The sequence below is a fragment of the Burkholderia paludis genome, from assembly GCF_000732615.1.
In the GTDB taxonomy this organism is placed as follows: domain Bacteria; phylum Pseudomonadota; class Gammaproteobacteria; order Burkholderiales; family Burkholderiaceae; genus Burkholderia; species Burkholderia paludis.
The window spans coordinates 199102-223872 of sequence record NZ_JPGL01000007.1; the positions used below are offsets into that span (position 1 = coordinate 199102).

25 protein-coding genes are annotated in these 24771 nt (G+C 70.1%); 8 read left to right on the forward strand and 17 right to left on the reverse strand.

From position 1 onward, the window contains the following. Window positions 1–49 precede the first annotated feature (49 nt). The gene (locus GQ56_RS0104820; RefSeq protein ID WP_031397569.1) at window positions 50–910 is read right to left on the reverse strand and encodes a LysR family transcriptional regulator; all 861 of its coding nucleotides are present in this window, start codon (window positions 908–910) and stop codon (window positions 50–52) included. Between the two features lie 161 nt (window positions 911–1071). Here GQ56_RS0104820 and GQ56_RS0104825 point away from each other — a divergent pair, with 161 nt between their 5' ends. Next, window positions 1072–2460 (forward strand): DHA2 family efflux MFS transporter permease subunit, encoded by a 1389-nt coding sequence (locus tag GQ56_RS0104825; RefSeq protein WP_031397570.1) that lies wholly within the window; start codon window positions 1072–1074, stop codon window positions 2458–2460. Between the two features lie 9 nt (window positions 2461–2469). On the opposite strand, the gene GQ56_RS0104830 is transcribed toward GQ56_RS0104825, so the two are convergent. Further along, on the reverse strand, window positions 2470–2850 hold the full coding sequence (locus GQ56_RS0104830) for a DUF4377 domain-containing protein (RefSeq protein ID WP_031397571.1): 381 nt from the start codon (window positions 2848–2850) through the stop codon (window positions 2470–2472). A 379-nt stretch (window positions 2851–3229) separates the two neighbouring features. Between GQ56_RS0104830 and GQ56_RS0104835 the strand changes: the two genes are divergently transcribed. Next, the gene (locus tag GQ56_RS0104835) at window positions 3230–4423 is read left to right on the forward strand and encodes a tyrosine-type recombinase/integrase (protein WP_031397572.1); all 1194 of its coding nucleotides are present in this window, start codon (window positions 3230–3232) and stop codon (window positions 4421–4423) included. A gap of 47 nt (window positions 4424–4470) precedes the next feature. Here GQ56_RS0104835 and GQ56_RS39170 read toward each other — a convergent pair whose 3' ends face one another. The 8 genes from GQ56_RS39170 to GQ56_RS0104880 all read right to left on the reverse strand — a co-directional run bounded on the left by GQ56_RS39170 (window position 4471) and on the right by GQ56_RS0104880 (window position 10558). Beyond that, window positions 4471–4869, reverse strand: a complete 399-nt coding sequence (locus GQ56_RS39170; RefSeq protein ID WP_034197279.1) for a lysozyme inhibitor LprI family protein — start codon at window positions 4867–4869, stop codon at window positions 4471–4473. Between the two features lie 145 nt (window positions 4870–5014). Further along, on the reverse strand, window positions 5015–5236 hold the full coding sequence (locus GQ56_RS0104845) for a YXWGXW repeat-containing protein (protein WP_031397573.1): 222 nt from the start codon (window positions 5234–5236) through the stop codon (window positions 5015–5017). Between the two features lie 62 nt (window positions 5237–5298). Next, a complete protein-coding gene (locus GQ56_RS0104850) occupies window positions 5299–6456 on the reverse strand; it encodes a DUF1501 domain-containing protein (protein ID WP_043301096.1) in 1158 nt (385 codons plus the stop codon). A gap of 2 nt (window positions 6457–6458) precedes the next feature. Beyond that, on the reverse strand, window positions 6459–7862 hold the full coding sequence (locus tag GQ56_RS0104855) for a DUF1800 domain-containing protein (protein WP_031397575.1): 1404 nt from the start codon (window positions 7860–7862) through the stop codon (window positions 6459–6461). Window positions 7863–8342: 480 nt separating this feature from the next. Next, window positions 8343–8846, reverse strand: a complete 504-nt coding sequence (locus GQ56_RS0104860) for a periplasmic heavy metal sensor (protein WP_031397576.1) — start codon at window positions 8844–8846, stop codon at window positions 8343–8345. Next, on the reverse strand, window positions 8843–9265 hold the full coding sequence (locus GQ56_RS0104865) for a hypothetical protein (protein ID WP_031397577.1): 423 nt from the start codon (window positions 9263–9265) through the stop codon (window positions 8843–8845). The genes GQ56_RS0104860 and GQ56_RS0104865 overlap by 4 nt, the downstream gene beginning before the upstream one ends. Beyond that, a complete protein-coding gene (locus tag GQ56_RS0104870) occupies window positions 9262–10026 on the reverse strand; it encodes an RNA polymerase sigma factor (protein WP_075122861.1) in 765 nt (254 codons plus the stop codon). The genes GQ56_RS0104865 and GQ56_RS0104870 overlap by 4 nt, the downstream gene beginning before the upstream one ends. Window positions 10027–10258: 232 nt before the next feature. Next, window positions 10259–10558 (reverse strand): YXWGXW repeat-containing protein, encoded by a 300-nt coding sequence (locus GQ56_RS0104880; protein ID WP_031397580.1) that lies wholly within the window; start codon window positions 10556–10558, stop codon window positions 10259–10261. A gap of 320 nt (window positions 10559–10878) precedes the next feature. Between GQ56_RS0104880 and GQ56_RS0104885 the strand changes: the two genes are divergently transcribed. Beyond that, window positions 10879–12570 carry a purple acid phosphatase family protein gene (locus GQ56_RS0104885; RefSeq protein WP_031397581.1) on the forward strand — a complete coding sequence of 564 codons (1692 nt, stop codon included), beginning with the start codon at window positions 10879–10881 and terminating at the stop codon, window positions 12568–12570. Window positions 12571–12754: 184 nt separating this feature from the next. Here GQ56_RS0104885 and GQ56_RS0104890 read toward each other — a convergent pair whose 3' ends face one another. Further along, on the reverse strand, window positions 12755–13108 hold the full coding sequence (locus tag GQ56_RS0104890; RefSeq protein WP_152601635.1) for a TonB family protein: 354 nt from the start codon (window positions 13106–13108) through the stop codon (window positions 12755–12757). A 275-nt stretch (window positions 13109–13383) separates the two neighbouring features. Between GQ56_RS0104890 and yddG the strand changes: the two genes are divergently transcribed. Further along, on the forward strand, window positions 13384–14328 hold the full coding sequence (gene yddG, locus GQ56_RS0104895) for an aromatic amino acid DMT transporter YddG (protein ID WP_031397583.1): 945 nt from the start codon (window positions 13384–13386) through the stop codon (window positions 14326–14328). Window positions 14329–14382: 54 nt separating this feature from the next. Here the strand turns inward: yddG and GQ56_RS0104900 are convergent, their stop codons facing one another. Both GQ56_RS0104900 and GQ56_RS0104905 read right to left on the reverse strand, forming a co-directional pair. After that, complete coding sequence (locus tag GQ56_RS0104900; RefSeq protein WP_031397584.1) at window positions 14383–15015, reverse strand: LysE family translocator; 633 nt, start codon at window positions 15013–15015, stop codon at window positions 14383–14385. A 126-nt stretch (window positions 15016–15141) separates the two neighbouring features. After that, on the reverse strand, window positions 15142–16038 hold the full coding sequence (locus GQ56_RS0104905) for a LysR family transcriptional regulator (RefSeq protein ID WP_031397585.1): 897 nt from the start codon (window positions 16036–16038) through the stop codon (window positions 15142–15144). 314 nt (window positions 16039–16352) lie between these two features. Between GQ56_RS0104905 and GQ56_RS0104910 the strand changes: the two genes are divergently transcribed. Next, on the forward strand, window positions 16353–17195 hold the full coding sequence (locus tag GQ56_RS0104910) for a sulfite exporter TauE/SafE family protein (RefSeq protein WP_031397586.1): 843 nt from the start codon (window positions 16353–16355) through the stop codon (window positions 17193–17195). 355 nt (window positions 17196–17550) lie between these two features. On the opposite strand, the gene GQ56_RS0104920 is transcribed toward GQ56_RS0104910, so the two are convergent. Then, window positions 17551–18501, reverse strand: coding sequence for a LysR substrate-binding domain-containing protein (locus GQ56_RS0104920; protein WP_031397587.1), 951 nt, complete (start codon window positions 18499–18501; stop codon window positions 17551–17553). Window positions 18502–18610: 109 nt separating this feature from the next. On the opposite strand from GQ56_RS0104920, the gene GQ56_RS0104925 reads away from it, so the two are divergent. The 3 genes from GQ56_RS0104925 to GQ56_RS0104935 all read left to right on the forward strand — a co-directional run bounded on the left by GQ56_RS0104925 (window position 18611) and on the right by GQ56_RS0104935 (window position 20847). Further along, a complete protein-coding gene (locus GQ56_RS0104925) occupies window positions 18611–19936 on the forward strand; it encodes a D-serine ammonia-lyase (RefSeq protein ID WP_031397588.1) in 1326 nt (441 codons plus the stop codon). A gap of 53 nt (window positions 19937–19989) precedes the next feature. Further along, entirely contained in the window at window positions 19990–20247 is a 258-nt protein-coding gene (locus tag GQ56_RS0104930) for a hypothetical protein (RefSeq protein WP_031397589.1), read from the forward strand. A 300-nt stretch (window positions 20248–20547) separates the two neighbouring features. Next, complete coding sequence (locus tag GQ56_RS0104935) at window positions 20548–20847, forward strand: DUF4148 domain-containing protein (RefSeq protein WP_031397590.1); 300 nt, start codon at window positions 20548–20550, stop codon at window positions 20845–20847. Between the two features lie 99 nt (window positions 20848–20946). Here the strand turns inward: GQ56_RS0104935 and GQ56_RS0104940 are convergent, their stop codons facing one another. The 3 genes from GQ56_RS0104940 to GQ56_RS0104950 form a co-directional block, all read right to left on the reverse strand. Next, complete coding sequence (locus tag GQ56_RS0104940; RefSeq protein WP_031397591.1) at window positions 20947–22725, reverse strand: GGDEF domain-containing protein; 1779 nt, start codon at window positions 22723–22725, stop codon at window positions 20947–20949. Then, on the reverse strand, window positions 22722–23852 hold the full coding sequence (locus GQ56_RS0104945) for an extracellular solute-binding protein (protein ID WP_031397592.1): 1131 nt from the start codon (window positions 23850–23852) through the stop codon (window positions 22722–22724). The genes GQ56_RS0104940 and GQ56_RS0104945 overlap by 4 nt, the downstream gene beginning before the upstream one ends. A 157-nt stretch (window positions 23853–24009) precedes the next feature. Beyond that, window positions 24010–24732, reverse strand: coding sequence for a FadR/GntR family transcriptional regulator (locus tag GQ56_RS0104950; protein ID WP_031397593.1), 723 nt, complete (start codon window positions 24730–24732; stop codon window positions 24010–24012). Window positions 24733–24771: the final 39 nt, after the last annotated feature.

The following is a 24771-nucleotide window of genomic DNA, read 5'->3' on the forward strand; positions in this document are numbered from 1 at the left end:
GGTGCCAATGCCAATGCCGGTTACAGGTGCGTCACCCGTCGCAGCGACGTCACACCTCCGCGCCCGGTGCGCGCAGGTCGCTCGCTTCCAGCAATTCGAGCAACGTGCGGGCCGGCGGGCTGAGCCGCTTCGCGGCCAGCGCGATGAATTCGATCTCCGGCAGCACGGGCAGCGCATCTCCGTTGCCCAGCGGCGCGAGCCCACCCGTCGACAGGTAATGCGACGTCGCGGTCAGCCCGAGCCCCGCGCGCGCGGCCGCGATGCAACCCGGCTGGCTGCTGCTCGAACAGACGACTTCCCAGCCGATGCCCTTTTCCGCGAGCGCATTCAGCACGATCGCGCGCGTCACGCTCGGCTCCGCGACCAGCACGAGGGGCAGCGGCCGCTCCGGATCCACGACGGTGCCCGGCCGCGCGACCCATTCGAGCCGCGCGCGCAGCAACGGCGTGCCGCGCCGCTCGCCGAGCCGCCGCTTGCCGATCATCAGGTCGAGCGCGCCCGCGTCCAGCGCTTCGCAGAGCCGGCTCGTCATGCCGGTGGTGATTTCCAGCGCGACGTCGGGATGCGCGGCGCGAAACCCGGCCAGCACGTCCGGCAACGCGACGAGCGCGAGATCGTCGGGCGCGCCGAGCCGTACGCGCCCCTGCAGCCGCGGCTTGCGGAACTGCGATTCCGCGCGGTTCAGCGCCTGCAGGATCACGTTCGCATGCACGAGCAGCGCCTCGCCGTCGGCCGTCATCGCGATCGAATGCGTGTCGCGCACGAACAGCCGCCGGCCGACGCTCTCCTCGAGGCGACGGACGTGTTCGCTGACGCTCGACTGGTTGAGCCCGAGCTGCCGCCCCGCTTCGGTGAAGCTGCGGCAGTTCGTGACGGTCGCGAACGTCTTGAGCCAGACAGGATTGAGCATGCCGGCATTATCATCGGCATTGCCGATGACAGTCAACGTCTTCAGGCGACTTCCCGATGGCCGTCGGAATCGGTACCATCGAACGCCTGAAGACCGGCCGGCGCCGCGCGGCCACGCGGCGGCGCAACCCGCGCCGGGCCTGTTGCACCACCGATTTCGTCATGTCCCGGGAATCCCCACACTCCGCCCTGCTCTGGATCGTCGCCGCTGCATTCTTCATGCAGTCGCTCGACACGACGATCGTCAACACCGCGCTCCCGTCGATCGCCCAAAGCCTGCACGCGTCGCCGCTCGCGATGCAGCCCGTCGTGGTCGCCTACACGCTGATGATGGCGATGCTCACGCCGGCGTCCGGCTGGCTCGCCGACCGGTTCGGCACGCGCCGCGTGTTCTCGGTCGCGATTCTCGTCTTCGTGCTCGCGTCGATCGGCTGCGCGGCATCCCATACGCTCGGCCAGCTCGTCGTCGCGCGCGCCGTGCAGGGCATCGGCGGCTCGATGCTGCTGCCGATCGGGCGGCTCGCGGTGCTGCGGCGCGTGCCGGGCGAACACTACGTCGCGGCGATCGCGTTCGTGTCGATCGCCGGCCAGCTCGGGCCGATCGTCGGGCCGACGCTCGGCGGCTGGCTCACGCAGGCGATTTCCTGGCACTGGGTGTTCATCGTCAACGTGCCGGTCGGGGCGGTCGGCTTCGTCGCCGTGCAGCGCTACCTGCCGCACGACCAGGCGCAGCAGCCGGCACCGTTCGACTTCGTCGGCTGTGCGCTGCTGTCGGCCGCGATGATCGCGCTGTCGCTCGCGATCGATCCGCCGATGCCCGCGCACCGCGCCGCGTGGGCCGCCGGGCTCGCCGTGCTCGGGCTGGCGAGCGCGCTTGCGTACCTGCCGCACGCACGGCGGCGCGCACAGCCGCTGTTCCGGCTCGGGCTGTTCCGCGAGCCGAACTTCGGGTCGGGGCTGCTCGGCAACCTGCTGTGCCGGATCGGCACCAGCGCGGTGCCGTTCATGCTGCCGCTGCTGATGCAGGTGCAGCTCGGCTATACGCCGCTGCAATCGGGGCTGATGATGCTGCCCGCCGCGATCGCGGGCGTCATCGCGAAACGCTGGATCGCGCCGCTCGTGAAGCGCTTCGGCTACGCGGCATTTCTCGTCGTGAATACGGGGATCGTCGGTTGCGCGATCGCCGGCTTCGCGCTGGTGTCGGCGCGGCCGGCGCCGCTGCTGGAAGGCCTGCTGCTGATCGTGTTCGGCGCCGCGAATTCGATGCAGTTCGCGGCCATGAACGGCGTGACGCTCAAGGGGCTGTCGCACGCCGACGCCGGCAGCGGCAACAGCTTGTTCACGATGATGCAGATGCTGGCGATGGGGCTCGGCGTGTCGATCGGCGGCGGGCTGGTCAACCTGTTCGCCGCCCGCTGGGGTTCGATGGCGCACGGGTTCATGCTGGCGTTCGCGTGCATGGGCGCGGTCACGCTGCTGTCGTCCGTCGTGTTCCGGCGCATCGATACGGCCGCGCCGCCGGCCGGCGCGGCGGCGCGCTCGTCGGCATGAGTGCGGCCGTCAGTTCGCCGGGCGACGCTCGACGACGCGCTTGAGCACCCAGCGGATCGACGAGCCGTCGGCCGGCGGCTGCGCGACGCGGTATTCGTCGATCTCGAGCGTGTACAGGTAGCCGGGCTGGTACGCGAAGCCTTCGATGCCGGCATACCACAGGCTCCACGCGTCGCCCGGGCTGCTGCGCACCTGCAGGCATTCCATCGGCGCGACGCCCGTGCAGCGCGCGGATTGCGGCGCGACGTAGACGGTCCGGGTCACCGGCTTGCCGTCGGCCGGGCGCGCCGCGTTCGGCGCCGTGGCGACCGCATCGGTCTGGCATCCGGCGAGGAGCGTGCTGCCGGCAATGACGGCCGCGCCGAGCAGCGTTCTGGATTGGCGAATCATCTGATGTTCCTCTGAAAGCATTGGAGGGCCGATTAGAGAGATAGCGTGACGGGAAAGTTCACAAATACCTTACAAAAAAATCCCGCTCATTCACGGAGTCTCGCGCACGACGCGCCGAGTTACCGGGTTCCCGATCCGTCACGCATATCGCCACCGGCGAATCGCACGTGCCGCTGCGCCCCGGATCGTCGGCATCGCGCGGCAGGCGCCGCTTGCGGGGACACGACCGGACAACGCGCCGTCTCGCGGGCGGCGTGCTCGATGCCGCCGTCGCGACGGCGGGTTCGCCGCGCGATGATCGTGTACCATCGGCGCTTCCCGATCCGCTTCGTCGCGCTGCGTTGATCCGCGCGGCCACGCACCGTCCTTCTCCCTTCGCATGACCTCACCCGTTCCATCCGACGCCGCGCTCCGCCCGTTGCCGATCGACGTGCTGACCGTGCCGGCCGCGCTCGACGGACGCGCGGGCGCCAACCGCGCGAACGGCGCGCGTCCGCAGATCGCCGCGACCAACGACCTCGACGCGGTGCGCGCCTGGCTCGCGCGCTTCGTCGATACGTCCACCACCTTCCAGAACTACCGCAAGGAAGCCGAACGATTGCTGCTGTGGGCCGTGATCGCGTGCGGCAAGCCGCTGTCGTCGCTCACACACGAGGATCTCGTCGTCTACCGGCAGTTCCTGCTCGCACCGGCGCCCGCCGAGCTGTGGTGCGCGAACGGCGGCCGCAAGCATCCGCGCGACGATCCGCGCTGGCGGCCGTTCTACGGGCCGCTGTCGGCGGCCAGCCAGCGGCAGGCGCTGGTGATCCTGAACGTGATGTTCTCGTGGCTCGTGCAGGCCGGCTACCTGGCCGGCAATCCGCTCGCGTTGTCGCGCCAGCGCCAGCGCCGGCCCGCGCCGCGCGTCACGCGCCATCTCGGGCAGCCGCTGTGGCAGTCGGTCAAGGACGCGATCGCCGCGATGCCGCGCGACGACGCACGCGCGTGTTTCCACGCGGATCGCGCACGCTGGCTGTTCACGCTGCTGTACCTCGGCGGGCTGCGCATCACCGAAGCGGCCGACACGACGATGGGCCGGTTCTTCTGCCGGCGCGACGCGGACGGGCTCGAGCGCTGGTGGCTCGACGTGACAGGCAAAGGCGGCCGGCAACGGCTCGTGCCGGCCACCGACGAGATGATGGCCGAGCTGTCGCGCTACCGGCGCGCGCACGGGCTGCCTGCGCTACCCGCCGACGGCGAGCCGACTCCGCTCGTGCTGCCGGTCGGCCGGGCGCGCAAGCCGCTGACGCGCGCGGCGCTGCACCGGATCGTGAAGCAGGTGTTCGGGCACGCGGCCGACCGGCTGCGCGCGAACGGCGAAGCCGGCGCGCAGCAGGCGCGCGTGCTCGAACAGGCGTCCGCGCACTGGCTGCGCCACAGCGCGGGCTCGCACATGGCCGACGGCCAGGTCGACCTGCGGCTCGTGCGCGACAACCTCGGCCATGTATCGCTCACGACGACCAGCCAGTACCTGCACGCGGACGACGACTGGCGGCATCGCGAGACGCAGGAGAAACACCGGATCGGGTGGTAGGCGCGCGGCGGCGGATGGCGATCCCCGCCCGCGCGTCGCGGCCAGGCTCAGCGAGCCAGGCGGAGCCCGCCCAGGCCGCCGTTGCCGCGGCATGTCGCGCGGTCGCTTTCCGCCGGCACGTCGATCTGGCCGCACAGCACGTCGATGCGCTTGCGGTAGCTGTCGAACAGGCACTGCGTCGTGGTGCAGCGATTACGCGCCTTCAGCCATGCCTTCTGCGTGGCGATGAACTGGTGATACTCGGGTGGATCCTCGACCGGGTAGTTGCCGAAATCGTCCACGACGTGCCGGTAATCCGCGTCGAGCGCATCGTCGAGACGCGACAGCGCCGGATTGCCGCAGATTTCGCGTTCCACGAACGTGGACGCCTTCGCGCAGTTGAACGACGCGGCGTGCGCGCCGGTCATGCCGGCGGCGACGGCCAGCGCAACGAGCCATGCTTTCATGTAGGTGCCATCGGGAAGAAAACGGCGGCCGCGGATCGGCCCGCCGTGACGGCGAACGGGCATGCCCGCCGCCGGAAGCCCGAAGCTTAGGGCAACGCGCATCGCGGTTCAAGACGCCGCGCCGCGCGCGGCACGTGCTGCCCGATCAGTACACGCCTACCCAGTGCCCGGGCACCCACGCCCAGTGATTGCCGGCCCACCGGTAATGGCCCTTCTCCCAGCGATAGCCCGGCGCGGGCATCGGCGGCGGCACCTCGACGACGGGCGCCGGCTGCGGCGGCCGCACGGGTTCGACCACGCAGGCGGACATCAGCGCCGCACTGCCCGTCACCAGCACGGCGAGCGAAACGGATCGGATCTTCGTCATCTTGCATTCTCCCTGTTGTGTCATGGATGGATTGATCGGCGCCGCTGCGGCAGCGCCGTGCGTCACGCGGTTCCGCGCAACAGTCCGCTCATCGGCCGCATCGCGCCGCTTTCCGCGAACAGCGCGGACGCGGTGCGGCGCGGATCGAGCCGCAGGCTTTCGGCGGCGGCGCCCGCGATCAGCGCGTCGAGCGACGCCGTCGGTTTCAGGTCGCGCCCTTCGTACAGGTCCCCCGGCCGCAAGCCCGGCCAGTCGGCGATCACGCGGCCGCCCGCGACGGCGCCGCCCGCGAGCATCGCGACCGACGCCTGCCCGTGATCGGTGCCGCCCGTGCCGTTCGCGGCGGCCGTGCGGCCGAACTCGGTCGCGACCAGCACCGTGGTCTGCTGCCACGCGGGCCCGAGGCCGTCGCGCAATGCAGCGAGCATCGTGTCGAGCGCCTTCAGCTGATTCGCGAGCCGCGCGTTCTGCGCGCTGTGCGTGTCCCAGCCGCCGGTTTCGATCATCGCGATGCGCGGACCGTCGTCGCGCGCCAGGAACGTCGCGGCGAGCTTGCCGACGCCCGCCGGGTCCTGCCGCGCATGCGCGTCGCCGGCGAGGCCGCGCGCGTCCATCGCCGACTGCCACAGCGGGCCGAGCTGCGCATCGGCCTCGTAGAGCGCCGACACCCGCGCAAGCAGGTCGTCGGGCGCGGCCGGCAAACCGGATGCCGCGTACGACGCGGCCTGCACGCTGCCGCGCAGCGCGAGCGGCACGGTCGGGGCGAACGCGATCGCGCTTTCGCGCGTCGCGGGCAGCAGCGCGGCGAGCCGGTTCAGCCAGCCGTCCTTCACCTGGTACGGCGTGCGGCCGCCCGTCTCGAGCACGTTCTGACCGTCGAAATGCGAGCGGTCGCGATACGGCGACGCGATCGCGTGGACGAACAGCGCCTGCCCGTCGCGGTACAGCTGCGCGGTCCGCACGAGCGACGGATGCAGCGCGAACGTGCCGTCGAGCCGCGTCGCGGCGGCCGTGTCGATCGCGAGCGGGCCGCGCAGCGACGCATACGCGGGCTCGGCATACGGCACGACGGTGTTCAGGCCGTCGGCCGCGCCGCGCTGGATCACGAACACGAAGCGCCGGTCGGTCTCGACGTTCGCGAACACGATCCGCGGCGCGACGAGGATCGCGCCCGCACCGGCGGCGGCAACGCTCAGGAATTGGCGGCGGGACAGTGCCATGGTCATCTCCGTTGAAAGTCGGGCGATACGAGCAGCAGCGCGAGCGACGTGGTCGCGCTTTCGGCGCGCGACAGCGCGGTCGCGGTCGGCGCGCTCAACGAGCCGGCGAGCAGCGTGTTGCCGAGCGTGCGCGGGTCGAGCCGGTCGCCCGTGCGCGCGGCCAGCCGCTGTGCGAGTTCGACGCGACGCACGAGCGCGTCGGGCGCGGCCCAGCTCGCGGCGACGTCGTCGTAGCCGGCCGGCGAGCCGGGCCGCCACACGGGCTGGCCGAGCTGCGTGAGCAGCGGCGCGGCCTTCAGGTTGCCCAGGTCGTCGGTCGTGCGCCAGCCAAGCCCGCGCAGCGACGACACGGCCCATTCCCACGGCGTCTTGAACTTGCGGTTGACCGGCGCCCACGCGTCGGGCGCCTCGACGAGCGCGCGATAGACGGTCGGCAGGTCGCCGCCGCTCGCGTCGAACGCGCGGGCCAGCCGGTCGGTCAGCGCGGGCGGCGGATTGTCGGCGACGAAGTGACGGGCGAGCTGGAACGCGATGTGCCGCCCGGTCGCCTCCGAACGCGCGAGGTCGTGCAGGATCGCGCGCGCCTGCGCCTCGCCGGGCTGGTCGTAGCTGCGCCCCATCACGGTACGCACGCCGGGCTCGTGCAGGTTCGGGCGGAACACGAAGGCGCCGGGCGCCGCATCGCCCGGCTGCGGCCCGCGGCCGCCGGCAATGCTCCAGCCGGTCAGCGCACGCGCGAATTCCGTCACGTCGGCTTGCGTGTAGCCGGTGCGCACGCCGAGCGTATGCAGTTCCATGATTTCTCGCGCGAGATTCTCGTTGAGCCCGCGCCGGGCCGAAGGATTGCGTGCCTCGGCGCGCAGCGCGGCCATGCTGTCGGGGCCCACCGAGCGCGCCTGGTCGAGGAACAGCTGCATCGCGGGATGCTGCTCGACGGCGACCAGCATGTCCTCGAAGCGGCCGAGCACGTGCGGGCGGATCGCGTCGCGTTCGAACGCGCCCGCGTAGGCGGCCACCTGCCCCTTGTCGACCGATACCGCGAAGTGATTCGCCCAGAAATGGACGAGGCGCTCGACGAAGGGCGCAGGCGTGTCGAGCGCGCTGTTCAGCCGCGCGGCGACCGCGCTGCGGTACGTCTCGTTGCCGTCGCGCCGGATCGACTGCTCGGTCGAGCGTTTCGTCGCCGGATCGTCGCCCGTCATCGCGTTGCGCGCGTTCGCGAAGCGCGTCGCGAGCGTCACCGCGTCGGGCTCGCCGGCCCACGCGGCCGGCCGCGCGTCGTAACGGTCGAACTGGGCGACGAGCGCCGCCTTCGGGTCGGCCGGCGGCGTGTCGTCGGCCCGCGCGCCGAGACCGAAGCGGTTCAGCGCGATGGCGGCCGGGGTGATGTCGTTCGGGTGATCCATGGCGAAGGCTCTCAGGATGCGTACCCGTGTTTAACGTCGGCCGGGCGAAAATCCGTCGCTGGCATCACGAATATTTCGGCGTCCGTCGTACACCGCGAGAAGGATGGCGGCACGCATTGCCCGGAAATTGCCCGGGGTCCGGCACGGATTCGCCGACACCGCAACGCGCGTCAGCGCCGATAGCCGATAGCCGGCCCGACGGGCATGTCAGGCGGGACGTCGCGCGGCGATCCTTGCGAAGCATCTGCCTGTCGCGACTTCAATGGACCCGAATATGGCGTGCGCGACGCGATCTCCGCCCGGATGCCCGCACGCCGGGCGTGCCGGTTGCGTCGCGGATGGCTGCTGCGTTGCGACGCTTCGATGAAGCGAGCCGGCAACGATCGACGGCCGGCGCGGCGTTGCCCGCACGCGCCGCCGGCTCGAACGATACGCAGGCGCCACGCGCACGCAATCGCGCGGCGTCCGCGCGGCGCTCGCCTACTGGCTGCCCGCCTCGCCCGGCTTCTTCTGCGCCTTCGGCGGCAGCCGCCAGTTGCCGCTGCGCCGCAACCCGTCGACGAACTTCGCGCGTTCGTCCGGCGTCAGCGTCACCGCGAAATCCACGACACCGCGCTCGACCTGCGCCCGCAGCGCGGTATCGGCCGCGCGCGTGCGGTCGAGCGCGGCGTCGATCGCCGTGCGATCGAGCTGCGACGCGGCGAGCAGGTCCAGCACGGTGATCCGTCCGTCGCGCGCTTCCCGCGCGAAATCGCGGCCGTCCTTGCGCGCCGCCTTCAGCGCGGCGGCGAATTCCTGCTGACGCGCGTCGGGCAATTCGTCCGCGGCGAAACGCAATGCGGTGCGCGACGCCGGCGCGCCCGCCACCCGCGAATCGCGATGCGTCGAAAACCACTGATAGGCGCCGCCGCCGATCGCGCCGAGCATGAATACGTTCAGCACGACCGAGCCGACGAGGATGAATTTCCAGCCGCGTTCGCTCATTCGTTGTCGCTCCAGTCCACGCTCGGACCGCCGAACGTCGTTGTCAGATAGCCCGGCTCGTGCTGCGACGACGGCACGCTGCCGAGCATCAGCATCGACACGGCCACCGCGCCCGCGAGCGCGCCGGCCAGGCCCACCCCCGCGAACGCCGCGCCCGACCACCACACCGCGCCCCGCCGCCGCGCACGGCGCGGTGCGGGCGCGCTCGCGACGATGCGCTCGACGAGGGCCGGCGCGGGCGGCGCGACCGTATCGTTGGCGAGCCACGCATCGAGTTCGGCCGCTTCGTCCAGCGCGGCCAGCGCTTCGCCGGGGTGCGCGCGCGCCCATCCCTCGGCGGCCGTGCGCTCGTCGTCCGGCCAGCGCCGCGCATCCGAGCCGTACGCGGCGACGATGGTGCGAAATCGTTCGGGTGTCATCGGATGTCCTCGCTAGGTGAGTCGCCGGCCAGTTGCGCACGCAGGTTTCGCCGCGCGCGCGCGAGCAGGCTTTCCAGCGCGTCGACGGTGATCCCCATCAGGTTGGCCGCCTCCACGTTCGACAGGTCCTGATAATACTGGAGCACGAGTGCTTCCCGCTGTCGCGCCGGCAACGCCGCGAGCGCCTGCCGCACCCGCGCGTCGCGCGAGCGGTGCTCCGCGCGCGCGGCCGGCTCCGGTTGCGGATCGGGCACGTCGGGCAACACGTCGACCGGCTCCTCGCGGCGGCCGCGCAAGCGGTCGTAGCAAAGATTCAGCACGACGCGATGCAGCCACGTGTCGAACCGCGCCTCGCCCTCGCGCCAGCCCGGCGCCTGTTTCCAGATTCGCAAGAACGTCTCCTGTGCGACGTCCTCGGCTTCCGTGCGGTCGCCGAGCATGCGCGTCGCGAGCGCGAGCAGCCGCGGCAGCTTGCGCGCGACGAGCAGCCGCACGGCCGACGCGTCGCGCGCGCCGACCCGCGCCACCAGCGCCGCGTCCGGATCGCCTTCGCTCAACGCGGGGCGCGCCATCGCGTCGCGCGTCTGTGCCGAGGCGCGATCGCTGACGCGCCCGCCGGCAGACTGAAGCTCATCGTCACGCTCTCCTTGCATGCGTCGCGCCATCACCCGACCCTGCCGTACCGGCGGTTCGGGATCGCAGCACGCATCGCGCACGGCTTCGGCAAGATCCGTTTCATCGGCATCCGTTTCAGGTCGCATATCGATCGTGCACCGGCCCCCCGGTCGCGCAAGCGGCGGCCGGCGCGCTCAATATACGACGACCGGCGCGGGCCGGTAATAGGCCGGACGCGCCGGCACCACGACGCAGCCGGTCAGCACGACGGCTGCGGCGCCCCGTATCGCGACGATTCGAAATGGCATGGCTGCGACTCATGACGTTGCGGGAAGAACCCGCCGCACGGGCACTGCGTGCCGTGCGGCGGCATACACGTCAGGCCCAGTGGCCCGGCACCCAGCGCCACGTCGGCCCGCGCGCGTCCCAATGTCCGGGCACCCAGTGATGGCCGACGCGAACCAGTTGCCAGTGCCCCGGTATCCAGACGTAGCGGCCGTGCCGCCAGTGCCAGTGGCCCGGGTCCCATTCGTAGCCCGCGCGCGGGGCCGGCATCACTTCGACGCGCGGTGGCGGCGGCGCGTAAGGCGCGACGATGACGGCCTGCGCGAAAGCGGCCGACGCCGCCAGCGCGGCCACGCATGCCGCGGCAAACCGCAATGGAGCAGAAAGCTTCATGAAAGACTCCAGAGTCACGGATATCGGCCGGAAGCGGCCGTTCATGCGTTAAACGTCGCGGCCGATCGAAATCCGTCGCGGCGCCCGCAAAAAAATTCGACCGGACCCGATGTGCCGCGCCACGGACCGGATGCCGCGACGCGCCGGCGCGCGCAGGTGCCGCCGCTCGCACCGGGTTGCCGTGCTGTCACAACTTGGCAAAACTGCCTGCGGACAATGCGTGCCACCGGGATCCCGCTCGTTTCCGGCTCACGCCCCGGCCGCGCGCCTATGGCCGGGCGGTTCCACATCTCGCGTCTCCACTAACGAAAACACCGACCATGTCGAACCAGGACAACAATCACAACCCGAACCCGACGAACGAGCCTGCCGCGTCCGTCTCCCGCCGCGGCTTTCTGAAACTCGCCGGCGTATCCGGCCTCGCGACCGCCGCCGGCGGCCTGGCGGCCGCGCGGGCCGCCGCGTCGAACCCGGACGGCACGCCCGAACAGGTCCATCTCACGTGGGGCAACGACCCGACGTCGGAAGTCGTGATTTCATGGGCCTCGCTCGCTTCCGCCGTCAATCCGCGCGCACGCATCGTCGCCGACGGCGAGCCGGCGCGCACCGTGCACGGCGTCCAGCGCCTGTACACCGACGGCCTGAACGGCGAGACCGTGTTCGCGTACCACGCGCGCGTGCACGGGCTCAAGCCGAACACGCGCTACCGCTACGAGATCACGGCCGACAACGACAGCAACGCCGCACAGCCGTTCTCCGCGAATTTCTCGACCGCGCCGCGCGGCCGCGCGCCGTTCCGTTTCACGAGCTACGGTGACCTCGCGACGCCGAACGGCGCATGGGTGCTGTCGTCGCCGCAGAGCCGCTTCGCGGTGCAGGCCGTCGAACAGTTCCAGCCGCTGTTCCACCTGCTGAACGGCGACCTCTGCTACGCGAACCTGAACCCCGCGCACCAGCCCGAGGTGTGGCGCGATTTCGGCAACAACAACCAGACGTCGGCCGCGAACCGTCCGTGGATGCCGTGCCCCGGCAATCACGAGATCGAATTCAACAACGGCCCGCAGGGGCTCGACTCGTATCTCGCGCGCTATACGCTGCCGGAGAACGGCACGCGCTTCCCGGGCCGCTGGTACAGCTTCCGCGTGAGCTCGGTGCTGTTCGTGTCGCTCGACGCCGACGACGTCGTGTACCAGGACGCGGCCGCCTTCGTCGGCGGCCCCGCGCCGCTGGTGCCGGCCGCGAGCACGGGCCGCCCGCCGATCGAGCCCGGCACGTCGTTCTACGTGCGCGGCTACAGCAACGGCGAGCAGACGCGCTGGCTCGAACACACGCTGCGCCATGCCGCGCATGACGACGACATCGACTGGATCATCGTGCAGATGCACCAGGACGCGCTCAGTTCGTCGAAGACGGGCAACGGTTCCGACAAGGGCATTCGCGAGGCGTGGCTGCCGCTGTTCGACCGCTACGGCGTCGACCTCGTGCTGTGCGGCCACGATCACGACTACGAGCGCAGCTACCCGGTGCGCGGCTGCAATCACCGCGCGGGCGTCGACGCGTCGACCGGGGAAGTCGTCGAGACGCTGCAGCCGCGCCCGGTCGGCACGACCGATCCGGACCGCACGAAGTTCGACACGAGCCACGGCACGATCCACCTGATTCTCGGCGGCGGCGGCACCAGCGCGCCGCTCGACGTGTACGGCGAGAATCCGGCGACCGGCTTTGCGCAGGCGAAGGTGTTCACGAAGCCGAACCGGCCGGTGCCCGGCACGGCGCCGAACACGTTCGTGCGTCAGCCGGCCGATGCGCTCGAGGATGCGATCTGGTCCGCGCGCCGCGATACGGGCACCGGCTACGGGATCGCCGTGTTCGACCACGACCCGGGCAAGCCGGGCGGGAACACGACGATCACGATGCGCTACTACCACGCGCCGGGCGCCGACCAGCAGCCGACCGCCGACTATGAACTGTTCGAGACGATCGAGCTGAGCAAGAAGCGGTCGGAACGCTGATCGGGCGGACGCCCGTTGCTTCGGCCGCACCGCGCGCGGGACGCGCGGCGTGCCGGGGCGGTCGGAATGACACGGTGCGCGCAATGGCGGACGACGGTCGGACGTGCGCCGCGCCGCAACGCGGCGCCGGCTGACGGCGCAGCCTTCGCTGCCTGCCCTTGAAAACGCGATACGCGCCGGCTTGCTACCTCAACGAGAAGTTGGCCACCAGCTTCATGCGAATCGGCTGCGCCCCCTCGTCCGCGACACAGTGGATAGTCTTGAATGCGGCGGTGACCGCGTCGTCGAGTACCGCGTGCCCGCTGCTCTTCAGCACCGTCACGTCCGACAGCGTGCCGTCCGGCAGCACGACGCCGCCGACCGTCACCTCCCCGCCCTGGCCCGCGCGACGCGCTTCGGCGGGATACGCGAGGTTGCGCAAGTCGAGCCGCGTGCAGCGGGCGACCTCCCGCGCATCGACATAAGGTGCATCGGCGCGCGCGGCGCCGGCAAGCATCGTCAAGACGGCGGCTGACACCATCAGCATCGGGCGATTCACCCTGGCTCCTCCGGATCGTTGTGGTTCGTGTCGCGCGACTGGATGCGCGACATGTCAATGCAGCTGCGTGACTATACCGCGACGCGCCGTTCGACGACTCGCGCCCGACTGCGGCCTCGCACGCCCGTTCGCCGCCTCCGTCGCGGCCCGGTCGCCGTCGCCCCGTTAAACTATGCGTTTCCGCAGGCACCTGCCGTATCGCATCGCGATCGCGGCGCCGCGCGGCGGCACCGAACCATCCGGGATCGGACCGGCACTTGAAACAGGCAGGACGCATGAATCGCAGGAATAAGGCAACGCTCACCGGGCTCGGCGCCGTGTTGTTGTGGGCATCGGTGGTCGCGCTCGTTCGCGGCGTCAGCGAAAGCCTCGGTGCAACCGGCGGCGCGGCGATGATCTATACGGTGGCCTCCGCGCTTCTGCTGCTGACCGTCGGCTTCCCCGACCTGAGCAGGTTTCCGAAGCCCTATCTGATCTGGGGCGGGCTGCTGTTCGTCGCGTACGAACTGTGCCTGTCCCTCGCCATCGGCTATGCGCACACCGGCCAGCAGGCGATCGAAGTCTCGATGGTCAACTATCTGTGGCCGAGTTTCACGCTCGTCGCGGCAATCGTGTTCAACCGGCAGCGCGCCAGCCTGCTGGTCGTGCCGGGCGTCCTGCTGTCGATGCTCGGCATCTGCCGGGTGCTCGGCGGCGAGCGGGGCCTCGATCCGGCCGGCATGCTGCACAACGTCGCGGACAATCCGCTGAGCTACGGCCTCGCGTTCTTCGGCGCGCTGCTCTGGGCCGGCTATTGCACGATCACCGCGCGCCTTGCCGACGGCAAGAACGGCGTCACGCCGTTCTTCATGCTGGTGGCGCTGGCGCTCTGGATCAAGTTCGCGGTCGAAGGCGGCGGCGGCATGACGTTCAGCGTGCATGCGGTCGTCTGCATCGTGCTGGCGGCATCGGCGCTCGGGTTCGGCTATGCGGCCTGGAATACCGGCATCATGCACGGCAACGTGACGGTGATCGTCGGCGCGTCGTACTTCACTCCGGTGCTCGCCGCCCTGCTCGCCGCCACGCTGCTGCGTGCGCCGCTGTCGATCGAATTCTGGCAAGGCGCGTCGATGGTGTGCGGCGGCTCGATCCTGTGCTGGCTCTCGACGCGCAGCCGGCGCCGCGAGAAAGCCGCGCCCGTTCAGGTCGCCGGGCGCGCGCAGGGCAACTGCCCCGAGTAAGGCGGCCGGGCGCCGTCGACGGAACACAGGTCGACAGCAACGCCCGCGCCCGCGCTAGCTGCGCGATTCCAGCGCGATACGCGCCGCGAGCCCGGCCAGCACCGTCCCCATCAACCAGCGCTGGACCAGCGCCCATGCCGGCCGGCCCGCGAGGAAACCCGCGACGGCGCCGGCCATGCACGCAATCAGCGCGTTCACGCTGACGCTCACCGCGATCTGCACGCAGCCGAGCGCCAGCGATTGCGCGAGCACGCTGCCGTGCCCCGGCGCAATGAACTGCGGCAGCAGCGACAGGTACATCACGGCGATCTTCGGATTCGCGAGGTTCGTGACGAACCCCATCGCGAAAAGCTTCGCGCGGCTGTCGGGCGGCAGTTGCCGGACCTGGAACGCCGAGCGGCCGCCCGGCTTCAGCGCCTGCCACGCGAGGTACGACAGGTACAGCGCACCGGCGAAGCGCAGGACATCGTATGCATACGGCACGGTCAGCAGCAACGCGGTGATGCCCAGCGCCGCGCACACCATGTAGAACACGAACCCCAGCGCGACGCCGCCGAGCGACACCAGCCCGGCGCGGCGGCCCTGACAGATCGAGCGCGAGACCAGGTAGATCATGTTCGGCCCCGGCGTCAGCACCATGCCGAGCGATACAAGCCCGAACGCAAGCAAGGCGGATAGTGTCGGCACGGGAATCTCCTTCGGGGCAACGCAGTCAACGGGGCGAGGTGCGAACAATATATTGCATCCCGACCGTCATCATCATGAATAAACTGCAAGCCCCGCATGCATGCCGTTCATCGCGGCGGCCGTGCGTTACCGGCTCTTTTTCGCGCGTGTCCGGAGCGCCTTCGCCGCGTTCGCGCGCTGCAGCTCGACGAGCCGGACGAACGCGTCGGTCACCGCGTTGCCGGCGGCATTCCACGACAGCCGCACGGAGCGCTGCAGCCTTGGCGACAGCTCCAGTACATGGCCGCCGAACGGCGTGTACGTGAGCGTGATGCGCGGCACGATCGACACGCCCATGCCGGCCTCCGCCATCGACAGGATGGTGCGCATCTCGACCACGTTGAACACGGCCCGCAGCGGCGCGCCGCCGCGCGCGAAGTAATCCGCGATCACCGGCCCGCAGCCCGCCTTCGAAAAAATGAACGGCGCCGCGGACAACTGCTTCGCCGATACGCGCTTGCGACCGGCGAACAGGCCGTCGGCCGCCACCGCGACGAAATCCTCGTCGAGCAGCGGCAGATCGTGCGCGAACGTCTTCGTGCCGGCCACCACGCCGATGTCGGCCGTACCGTCCTCGATCCACCCTTCGACTTCGCTGTCCGTGCCTTCGAGCAGCACCGCCGACACGCCCTGGTGCATCTCCTTCAGCGCCTCGAGCGCAGGCACGACGAACGCCAGCGACACGCTCGGCAGCGACGCGACCACCAGCTTTCCCTCGAGCTTGCCGCGCGACAGGCTGAACTGCTGGCGCAGCGTCTGCGCCTCCCGCACCACGCTCTGGACGTACGGCCACAGGCGTTCGCCCGCCGCCGTCAGGACGACCGGCTGCCGGTCGCGCCAGAGCAGCTTGACCTGCGTGAGCTCCTCCAGCTCGGTCAGCGCATGGCTGATCGCGGATTGACTGCGGCTGAGCCGCTCGGCCGCGGCCGTGAGCGACCCGAGTTCGACCACGGCCGCCAGTGCCTGCAACTGGGCAAGCGTCATTGCATCTCCTTGTCTGATGGCATCTACATCGTGCATGAACCGGCTGATCGTCATGAATTATATTGAACCGGTGCGACGATCGTTCGGACGACCTTCACCGCGCTCGGCAGCCGGATCGAACGACGCCGCGACGCTCAGGTAAGATGCGTCCTCGAACCGCCGCGTCGACGGCATGCGCGCCCGGCCGCACGACGGGCCGCGCCATGCGACCGGATGATCGGCCCGAGCCGGACCACAACGAATGCGTGCGTCACGCACGCGAGCGCAACGGGCGCCGTCGAGCGCGCCCGGCGCCGGATATGCCGCGACAAGCCATGATTCATTTCAATCTGACTGAAGGGGTGCTGGTCTCCAGCCTGCAGGGTCTCACGGCGCTCGACCTGGCCGGTATCGCCGTCGCGCTGTTGCTGGGCGGCATGGCGAAGGGCATCACGGGCATCGGCGTGCCGCTGATCGCGATGCCGATACTCAGCCAGTTCCTGCCGATCCGGCATGCGGTGCTGCTGCTGTCGATGCCGATCATCCTGGGCAACATCCCGCAGGCGCTGGAAGGCGGCCAGGTGCTGGCGACGGCGCGCAAGATCGCCGCGCCGATCGCGGGCACGGTGATCGGCAACATCGCCGGCGTGGCGATCCTGCTCTCGCTCGATCCCGGTCACGCGCAAGCGGCATCCGGCGCGCTGCTGATCCTGGCGGCGGCGCTGATGCTCGCCGCACCGAAGCTGAGCCTGCCGGATGCATGGCGCAAGCCGGTCGGCTTCGTACTCGGCTTCGGCGCGGCGCTGATGGAAAGCATCGCGTCGGTTCCCGGGCCGCTGCTCGCCACCTACCTGATCTCGTCCGGTGCGACCGGGCGGGCGTTCACGAAGCAGATCGCGATCATCCTGGTGGTGTCGATCGTCACGCTGATCACGACGTTCAGCGGCGCCATGCATGCGAGCGGCGCCGACCTCGCGATCTCGGCGGCCGCCAGCCTGCCGGCCATCGCGGGCATGTGGCTCGTTCGCCCGCTGCGGGACAGGATGTCGCCGCGCCTCTTCAGGAGGGTCGTCCTGCTGTTCGTGCTCATCGCGGCATCGCAGATGATCTGGAAGTCGGGCGTGTTCCGGCACGGCGGATCGCACGCGCTCCAAGCGGGCAGCGCGCACACCGGATAACCGCCCGCTGTCCCGCATGCGTTCTGAAAGCTGCAAAGCGTAGTATTCGCGAACCCGGCGTATCGCCCCGCCCGACGGCGCGACGATACGCGAACGACTTTGCTGCTCGCACGCGGCGCCTCATCGGCGCCGCCACGTTTTCAGAGGCACGAAATGGAAACCTATGTGTTGCTCGGCTGCGGCTTCGGCCTTGGCCTGTTGATCGCGATCTGGGGCATCTGGCAGCTCAGGTAACGCTTGCCGGCGCCGTCCACGCGCAAGGCGTCCGTATGCAGACGGACAGGAAAGCGCAGGCAGCATGAGCGACTTTAGCCGAATCGCTTCGCACTCCGATTAAACTCCCCTGCCGCACAGGCTACCCGCGCAGCCTGCGGTCCACATGCAGCCGCGATCGGGCTTCGTCGAAACGCGCGCACGCGTCCTTCAGCCACGCCGAAAAGGCCGCGGTGCGCGGATCGTCGGGATTGCGCGACAGCAGCATGTAGCGCGCCGGCGCACGCACGTGCGTACCGAACACATCCACCAAGCGTCCGCTCGCAATCTCGTCGTGCACCAGCGCGGCGCGCCCCATCGCGACGCCCTGATGATTCAGCGCGGCCGTGATCGCCAGGCTGGAGAAATTGAATTGCGGGCCGTCAAGATGCGCAAGCCATGCGGGGCGAACAGCCGCCAGCCACGTGCGCCACTCCACGAACTCGGGTGCGCCGCCCCACGGCGCGGCGTCGTGCAGCAGGACGACGCCGTCCGGCGAGGTCCCGTCCGCAAAGGACGGATGCCGCGCCAGATACGCGGGCGTGGCGACCGGGAACAGGGTTTCGTCGAGGATGGCCTCGGCATGCAGCCGGTCGTATTGCCCCGGGTCGTAGCGCACCGCCACGTTGATGTCGCCGGTCTCCATCGACTGACGATCCAGCACCTGGAACTCGGCCTGCATGCGAACCGGCACGTTCGGCTGTCGCAGATGGAATTCGGACAGGCGCGGCATCAGCCATTGCAGCGCGAACGACGGCAGGCAACTGACCTGCAGCGGCGCATCCGGCGTGTCGAGCGTCTGCAGCGTGCGATGGATGTCGACGAACGCGCTCGACATCGTCGCGAGCAGGATCGCGCCCTTCCCGGTCAATTTCAGCCCGCGCGCCTGGCGCACGAACAGCGGATAACCCAGCCGGTCCTCCAGATGCCGGATCTGCTGGCTCACGGCGCTTTGCGTCAGGTTGAACGCCTGCGCCGTCTTCGTGAAGCTCAGCAGCCGGCCAGCCGTTTCAAAGCAGAGCAACGCCCCCAGGATCGAACCGTCGAGTCGCATGAATATAAGTCCGGCTAATACATGGATTAGAAATCGGCGCTGTCGCGCAAGCAGCGGAAATCGTAGCATTCCAGCCAGTTATCCGGACTTTCCGACGCAAATTCGATCCATGACCTTCACGCTCCAACCCGCCGGCTTATTAGCCGACCTTCAATCGCACCGCCCGCTTCTGTGGCTGAATCCTCATGCCGGCAGCCCGTTGCCGCCGGACGCGCCGGCGCTCGCCGCCATTGCGACGGCCGAGGCGCGGCTGGCGCGCTGCGAGCCGCTGCTGGCCGAACTGTTTCCCGAACTCGCCGCGAGCGGCGGAAAAATCGAATCGCCGCTGATGCCGGCGGACGCCCTGCAGCGCAACCTGTCGCACCCGGCGGATCCGCACGGCGCCTGGTTCATCAAGCGCGACGACGCGTTGCCGGTCGCCGGTTCGATCAAGGCGCGCGGCGGCTTTCATGAAGTGCTCGCACTCGCGGAGTCGCTCGCGATCGGGCACGGGCTGCTCGAACCGGACGGCGACCGCCGCGTTCTCGCGTCCACGGCCGCACGCGACCTGTTTGCCGCGCACACCGTCATCGTGGGCAGCACCGGCAATCTCGGCCTGAGCATCGGCGTGATGGCCGCCGCGCTGGGCTTCGAGTCGATCGTTCACATGTCGACCGACGCGAAGCCTTGGAAGAAGGCGCGCCTGAGAACGCGCGGCGTCCGCGTGATAGAGCACGACGGCGACTACGCACAGGCCGTCGCGGCCGGACGAGCGCAGGCGCTCGACGGGCCGCGCAGCCATTTCGTCGACGACGAGGGTTCGCCGCTGCTGTTCCTCGGCTACGCGGCCGGCGCCCGGCATCTCGCGGCGCAGCTCGCCGCGGCCGGCCGCCGCGTGGACGCGGCGCATCCGCTCTTCGTCCATCTCCCGTGCGGCGTCGGCGGCGCGCCCGGCGGTATCGCGTACGGCCTCAAGGCGCTGTTCGGCGAGCACGTCCACTGCTTTTTCGCCGAACCCGTCGCGTCGCCCTGCATGCTGGTCCAGCTGGCCGCCGGCCCCGGGCGGCCCGTGTCCGTCTACGACGCCGGGCTCGACAACCGGACCGAAGCCGACGGCCTCGCCGTCGCCCAGGCGTCGCACCTCGTCAGTCCGCTGATGGCGTCCCTGCTGTCGGGCGTGTTCACCGTCAGCGATGCGCAGCTCTACGCGCAGTTGCTCGCGGTTCGGCACGCGACGGGCGTGGAACTGGAACCGTCGGCCGCCGCGGCCGTCGCCGGGCCCGGCTGGCTGACCCGGTCGCAGGCCGGCCGCGACTACGTGCGCCGCCACGCGCTCGACCTCAGCCGGTCGACCCACGTCATCTGGGCGACGGGCGGCTCGCTCGTGCCGCCGGAGGAACACCGCCGTTTCCACGCGCATGCGACGGCGCTCGCCAACGCCGCGCCCGGCGCGTGACGGCGTTCAGCGGCGCGCCTGCCCCGTTCCCGAAGACGGGTTAGACTCTCCGGATGGAACCATGCCGTTATTGCCTGAGAATCCGCGATGAATGGGATTGCCACGGGGACGAATGCCGCCGCGCCATCGCCAAGGCACTGCGCCGGCAGCGCGCGGGCCTGCCGATGGTGCCCGACCGCATCCGCAACGAACTGCCGTCCGGCGCGCCGACCCAGCAGGTGATCGCCGTGCTGTCGCGGCAGCGCCTGCGCGCACGCCGCGGCAACGAGGAACGCCGGGAACGCAAGGAAATCGACGACGACGGCGTCTGATCCCGCACCGCCTCCCGCAACTTGCCCCTTCGCCCGCGCCCTCGACGCCGGGCACCCGCCCGTACCCCATCCCCCCGCTCCGAGCACACGCTCCGCGTCGAACGCACCGGCCGCCGCGCCCTTGCAAATCCGGCAACACATGATGGGATCAGCATCGATTCATCTCGATATTATTGCCTCTCCTGCAACGATCTTTCGCTGAAACTCACGTTTACCCTAGGTCGGCCGGCGCCTACGATGTAATCAACCGCTTACGACAAGGTGTCGAACGCGGAAAGCCAACAAACACCGGAGGTCATCATGAAATCGCTCGTTTCCGCAGTCGTCGCCGCCGTCGCCCTGTCCGCCTCGTTCGGCGCATTCGCCCAAAGCACCGTCACCCGCGCACAGGTGCGCGGCGAGCTGGCCCAGCTCGAAAGCGCCGGCTACAAGCCGGGCCAGTCGAGCCCGTACTACCCGGCCGACATCCAGGCCGCGCAAGCCCGCGTGCAAGCCGCCGACAACAGCGGCTACGGTGCGCAACCGGCCGCGACCGTCCAGGGCGGCGCACCGGTCGCGAAGGTGCAAAACCCGCGCGACTCGATCTACTTCGGCCACTAAGCCGGCCTCCGCGCGCCCCCTGCGCGCGGTTCGCGCCTGCAACGAGCCCGTCCCGCGACGGGCTCGTTGCACGTCTATGGCAGGGCCCGCGGGGCGCCGTCAGCGGCTGCCGCCCGACGCAACCCGGCCCGCCGCCCCATCCGCACCGGCCGCGCCGCCGACCAGTTCCTGATAGCGCACGCACACGCTCTGCGCGGACGCCTTCGCCGCGTACATCGCCGCATCGGCCTTGACGAGCAGTTCCTCGGCCGACGCGCCGTCGGCCGGAAACTCGCTGACGCCGATGCTCGCACCGACGGCCACGCGCCGGTCGCCGAACTCCAGTTCCTCGGCCATCACGTGCTGGATGCGCGCGGCGACGTCGCCGATCACGGCCGGCGAGCGCACGTCCGCGATCAGCACGATGAATTCGTCGCCGCCGAGCCGCGCCACCATGTCGCCGCTGCGCAGCACGTGACTCAGCCGTTTCGCGACCGCAACGAGCGCGCGGTCGCCGGCCGAGTGCCCGTGCTGGTCGTTGATCTGCTTGAAGCGGTCGAGATCGACGAACATCACGGCCAGCCCTTCGCTCAGCGCCGCCGCCCGCCGGATCGCGGCGTCGAGATGCTCCATGAACAGCAGGCGATTCGGCAGCGTGGTCAGCGCATCGTGGCCGGCCAGGTGCGTGAGCTCCTGTTGCTTCGCGTGCAGCATCGCGACCTGCGTGCGGATCTCGACGCGCATGCTGTCGAAGCAGCGCGCGAGCACGCCGATCTCGTCGGCGCGACCGACCGGCAGGCGCTCGGCGGCCTGATCGTCGAACACGTGCGTCGCGGCGCGCGCGAGTACCTGCAGCGGCTGCGTGATCGCACGGGCGAACAGGATCGCGAGGATCACCGCCAGCACGCTCGACACGAGCACCATCCGGACGATCCGCTCGCCGAGCATGCCCGCCGGCGCCAGCACGTCCGCAAGCGGACGCGCCATGCCGAGCACGACGAAGCGGTTGCCTTCGTCCTGACCGAACGGCGTGCGCGCGAATGCGAGCATCTGCCCCGGCGCCTCGGCGGGATCGGCGAGACCGTCGAGGGTAACGTTTGCGCGCGCGCCGTCGAACAACGCGCGCGTGGCGCCGAAGTGCTCCTGCATCAGCACGCGCCGGCCGCGATCGAAGCCGAACGCCTGCGACGGATCGGGATGCACGAGGAAATCGCCCCACTCGTTCGCGAGATAGACCGCGTAGTCGTGCGGCAAGTCGCGCTCGAGCCGCGCGAACACGCGCGACAGCTCGACGTCGACGACGAGCGCGCCGGCGGTGCGGCCCGACGCGTCGACGACCGGCGTGCCCACGCGCAGGATCGGCTGGCCCTCGGCCGCGTGCGTGCCCGTCTCGTGGTTGATCACGATCGGCGACAGGTAGATATGGCCGGGCGCCGTGGCGAGCGTATCGAATACGTAGGAAAACTGTCCTTTCTCCTGGAACGCGCTTTCGGGCAGCACGACGACGCCGTGCGCATCGCGATCGACGCGAATGCGTTCCAGCCCGAAGTGCCCGCGCGCGATCAGGCGAATCTGCAGGTACTCCGGGTGATTGCTCATGAAGCTGTAAAACACCTGCTCGAGCCGCGCGCGCGGCGCGTCGTCCGGCTTGTCGGCGCCCGCGACGAGCGCCGACGACGGCAACTGCGCGAGCACGAGCGCATCGTCCGCGACGTCGGACAGCGCGCTCGTGAAGCGCTGCCCGAGCAGCTGCGTCGACATCAGCAGGCTGTGCTGGGCTTCCTGCACGAGCATCGCGCGGTTCGCGCGATAGGTGTAATAGCCGGTCGTGCCGGATGCGATCACGCCGATGCACGCGAACAGCACCGACAGCTTCGACGTGAGCCCGAGCCGGATCATTTTCCGAACCGCTCCGGCCGGTCGCCCGACACGATGCGACGCCACAGCGATTCGCGGCGTCCGATATCCTCGACCGGCTGGAGCCAGACGAGATGCTCGCGGCCGGCGTCGAGGCTCGGCGCCGGTTCGAGCGTGTTCGCGAGCCCCTGGCGCTCGGTCAGCCGCGCGCCGACCGCCGGTTCGAGCATGTAGTTGATCCACGCGAACGCCAGCTCGGGATGGGGCGCGGCGCGCGTGACGGCCCAGCAGTCCAGCCACGCGAGCGCGCCTTCGTCCGGGATCACGTAGCCGACGTCCGCGCCCGCGCGCCGCAGCAGTTCGACCTGCTGCGTGCCGTAGTTGCCGAACATCAGCGCCGCGCGATGCCGGACGAACAGCGCGGTCGCCTCTTCGGGAAGCGTGTAGTACGTGAGCAGGTTGCGGCGCAGGTCGATCAGCTTGTGCGCGACGGCGAGCGTCTGCGCGGGCGACAGCCGAAACGGATCGGCATAGCCGAGCGCCAGCGCCGCGAACGAGAAGTTGTGCTCGGCGCTGTTGAAGTCGAGCACCTTGCCGCGGTAGCGCGGATTCCACAGCTCGCGCATCGAACGCGGCGCGACCGGAACCTGCTTGCGGTCGTAAATGAGCCCCATCGACGAATACGTGAATGGAATCGCATACGCGGCGCCGTCCTCCACGAGCCCGTCGATCGTCGCGAGCTGCCGGAAGTTCGGCAACTGCCGCCGCCGGTTCGGGATGCGCGACAGGTCGATCGGCGCGAGCAGCCGCTCGTGCGCGTAGCGCTGGATCTCGGCCGTGTTCGCGGCCAGCACGTCGTAGGGCGGCGGCGCGGCGCTGTGCATCCGCGCCCACAACGCTTCGTCCGAGTCGACGAACGTCACCTCGACGCGCACGTGAAACCCGGCCTCGAACGCGTGGACGACATCGCCGTCCGCGTAGCCCGGCCATGCCAGCACGCGCAGCACGTTGTCGTCGAGGGTGTCGGGGGATGCGGAGAAAGCCGAAGGCGCGGGCGTCAGTAAACCCGCTGTCAATATGATAAGCAGCCTGCGCACGGCGATGCGTGCGCGCGTACGTGCGCCGACACCCCTGTTCCAGCGGCCCCCGTCTGATTCGCCCGGCTGCATTCGACTGTCCTTTTTCGAGTCGATGCGATATCCCGCAACGACACCATAAAACGTACGGTCGCGCAATCGGAAGAAGCCGTACACGGCGCGCGCATCCGCCGGCAGCGGTGCGCGCCGCACGGTTGCGCCGGGCCGTTGCCGGCGGCCGGAACGAACCTCAGCGCCAGGCTTGCGAGAACTCCGCTATCACGCGCGACAGGTGCGCGCGCATCGCCTCGCGCGCCACGGCCGCATCGCGCGCCATGATCGCCGCGAAGATCCGCTGGTGATCCTCCTGCGAGGCCTCGCGCAGCGCGGTCGAGTGGAAGTGCTCCTCGATCTTGTCCCACAGCGGATCGCTGCGCGCGCAGTCCCACATCGCGGTGACCATGTGCAGCAGCACCGTGTTGCCGGTCGACTCCGCGATGCGCAGGTGGAACTGGCGATCGGCCGCGTCGTACGCGACCTTGTCGTCCATCCGTTCGCGCATCGTCGTCAGCGAGACAAACAGCCGGTCGAGATCGGCATCCTTGCGCTCGGTCGCCGCGAGCGCCGCCACTTCCGCCTCGATCAGCCCGCGCGCGCGCAGCGTCTCGATCGGGCCCGGGCCGCGCGGCACCTCGAACGTCACCGGCCGCGCGGCATCGGCCGCCGATACGTAGATGCCCGAACCGATCCGCACCTCGACGATCCCCTGCACCTCGAGCGCGATGATCGCCTCGCGCACCTGCGTACGGCTCACGCCGAACTGGTCGGCCAGGCTGCGCTCCGACGGCAGCCGCGCGCCGGCCTCGAACGCGCCGGCGGCCACCATCGCGTGAATCTGCCGCGCAAGGCCGATATAGGAGCGGTCTGCGGCATCGGTATCGCGCCCGGCTGGCAGGCTGGAAAGATCGGTCATCGAAAAGGCTCGCAACGGGCTGGCCGGCGCCGTCGCGGC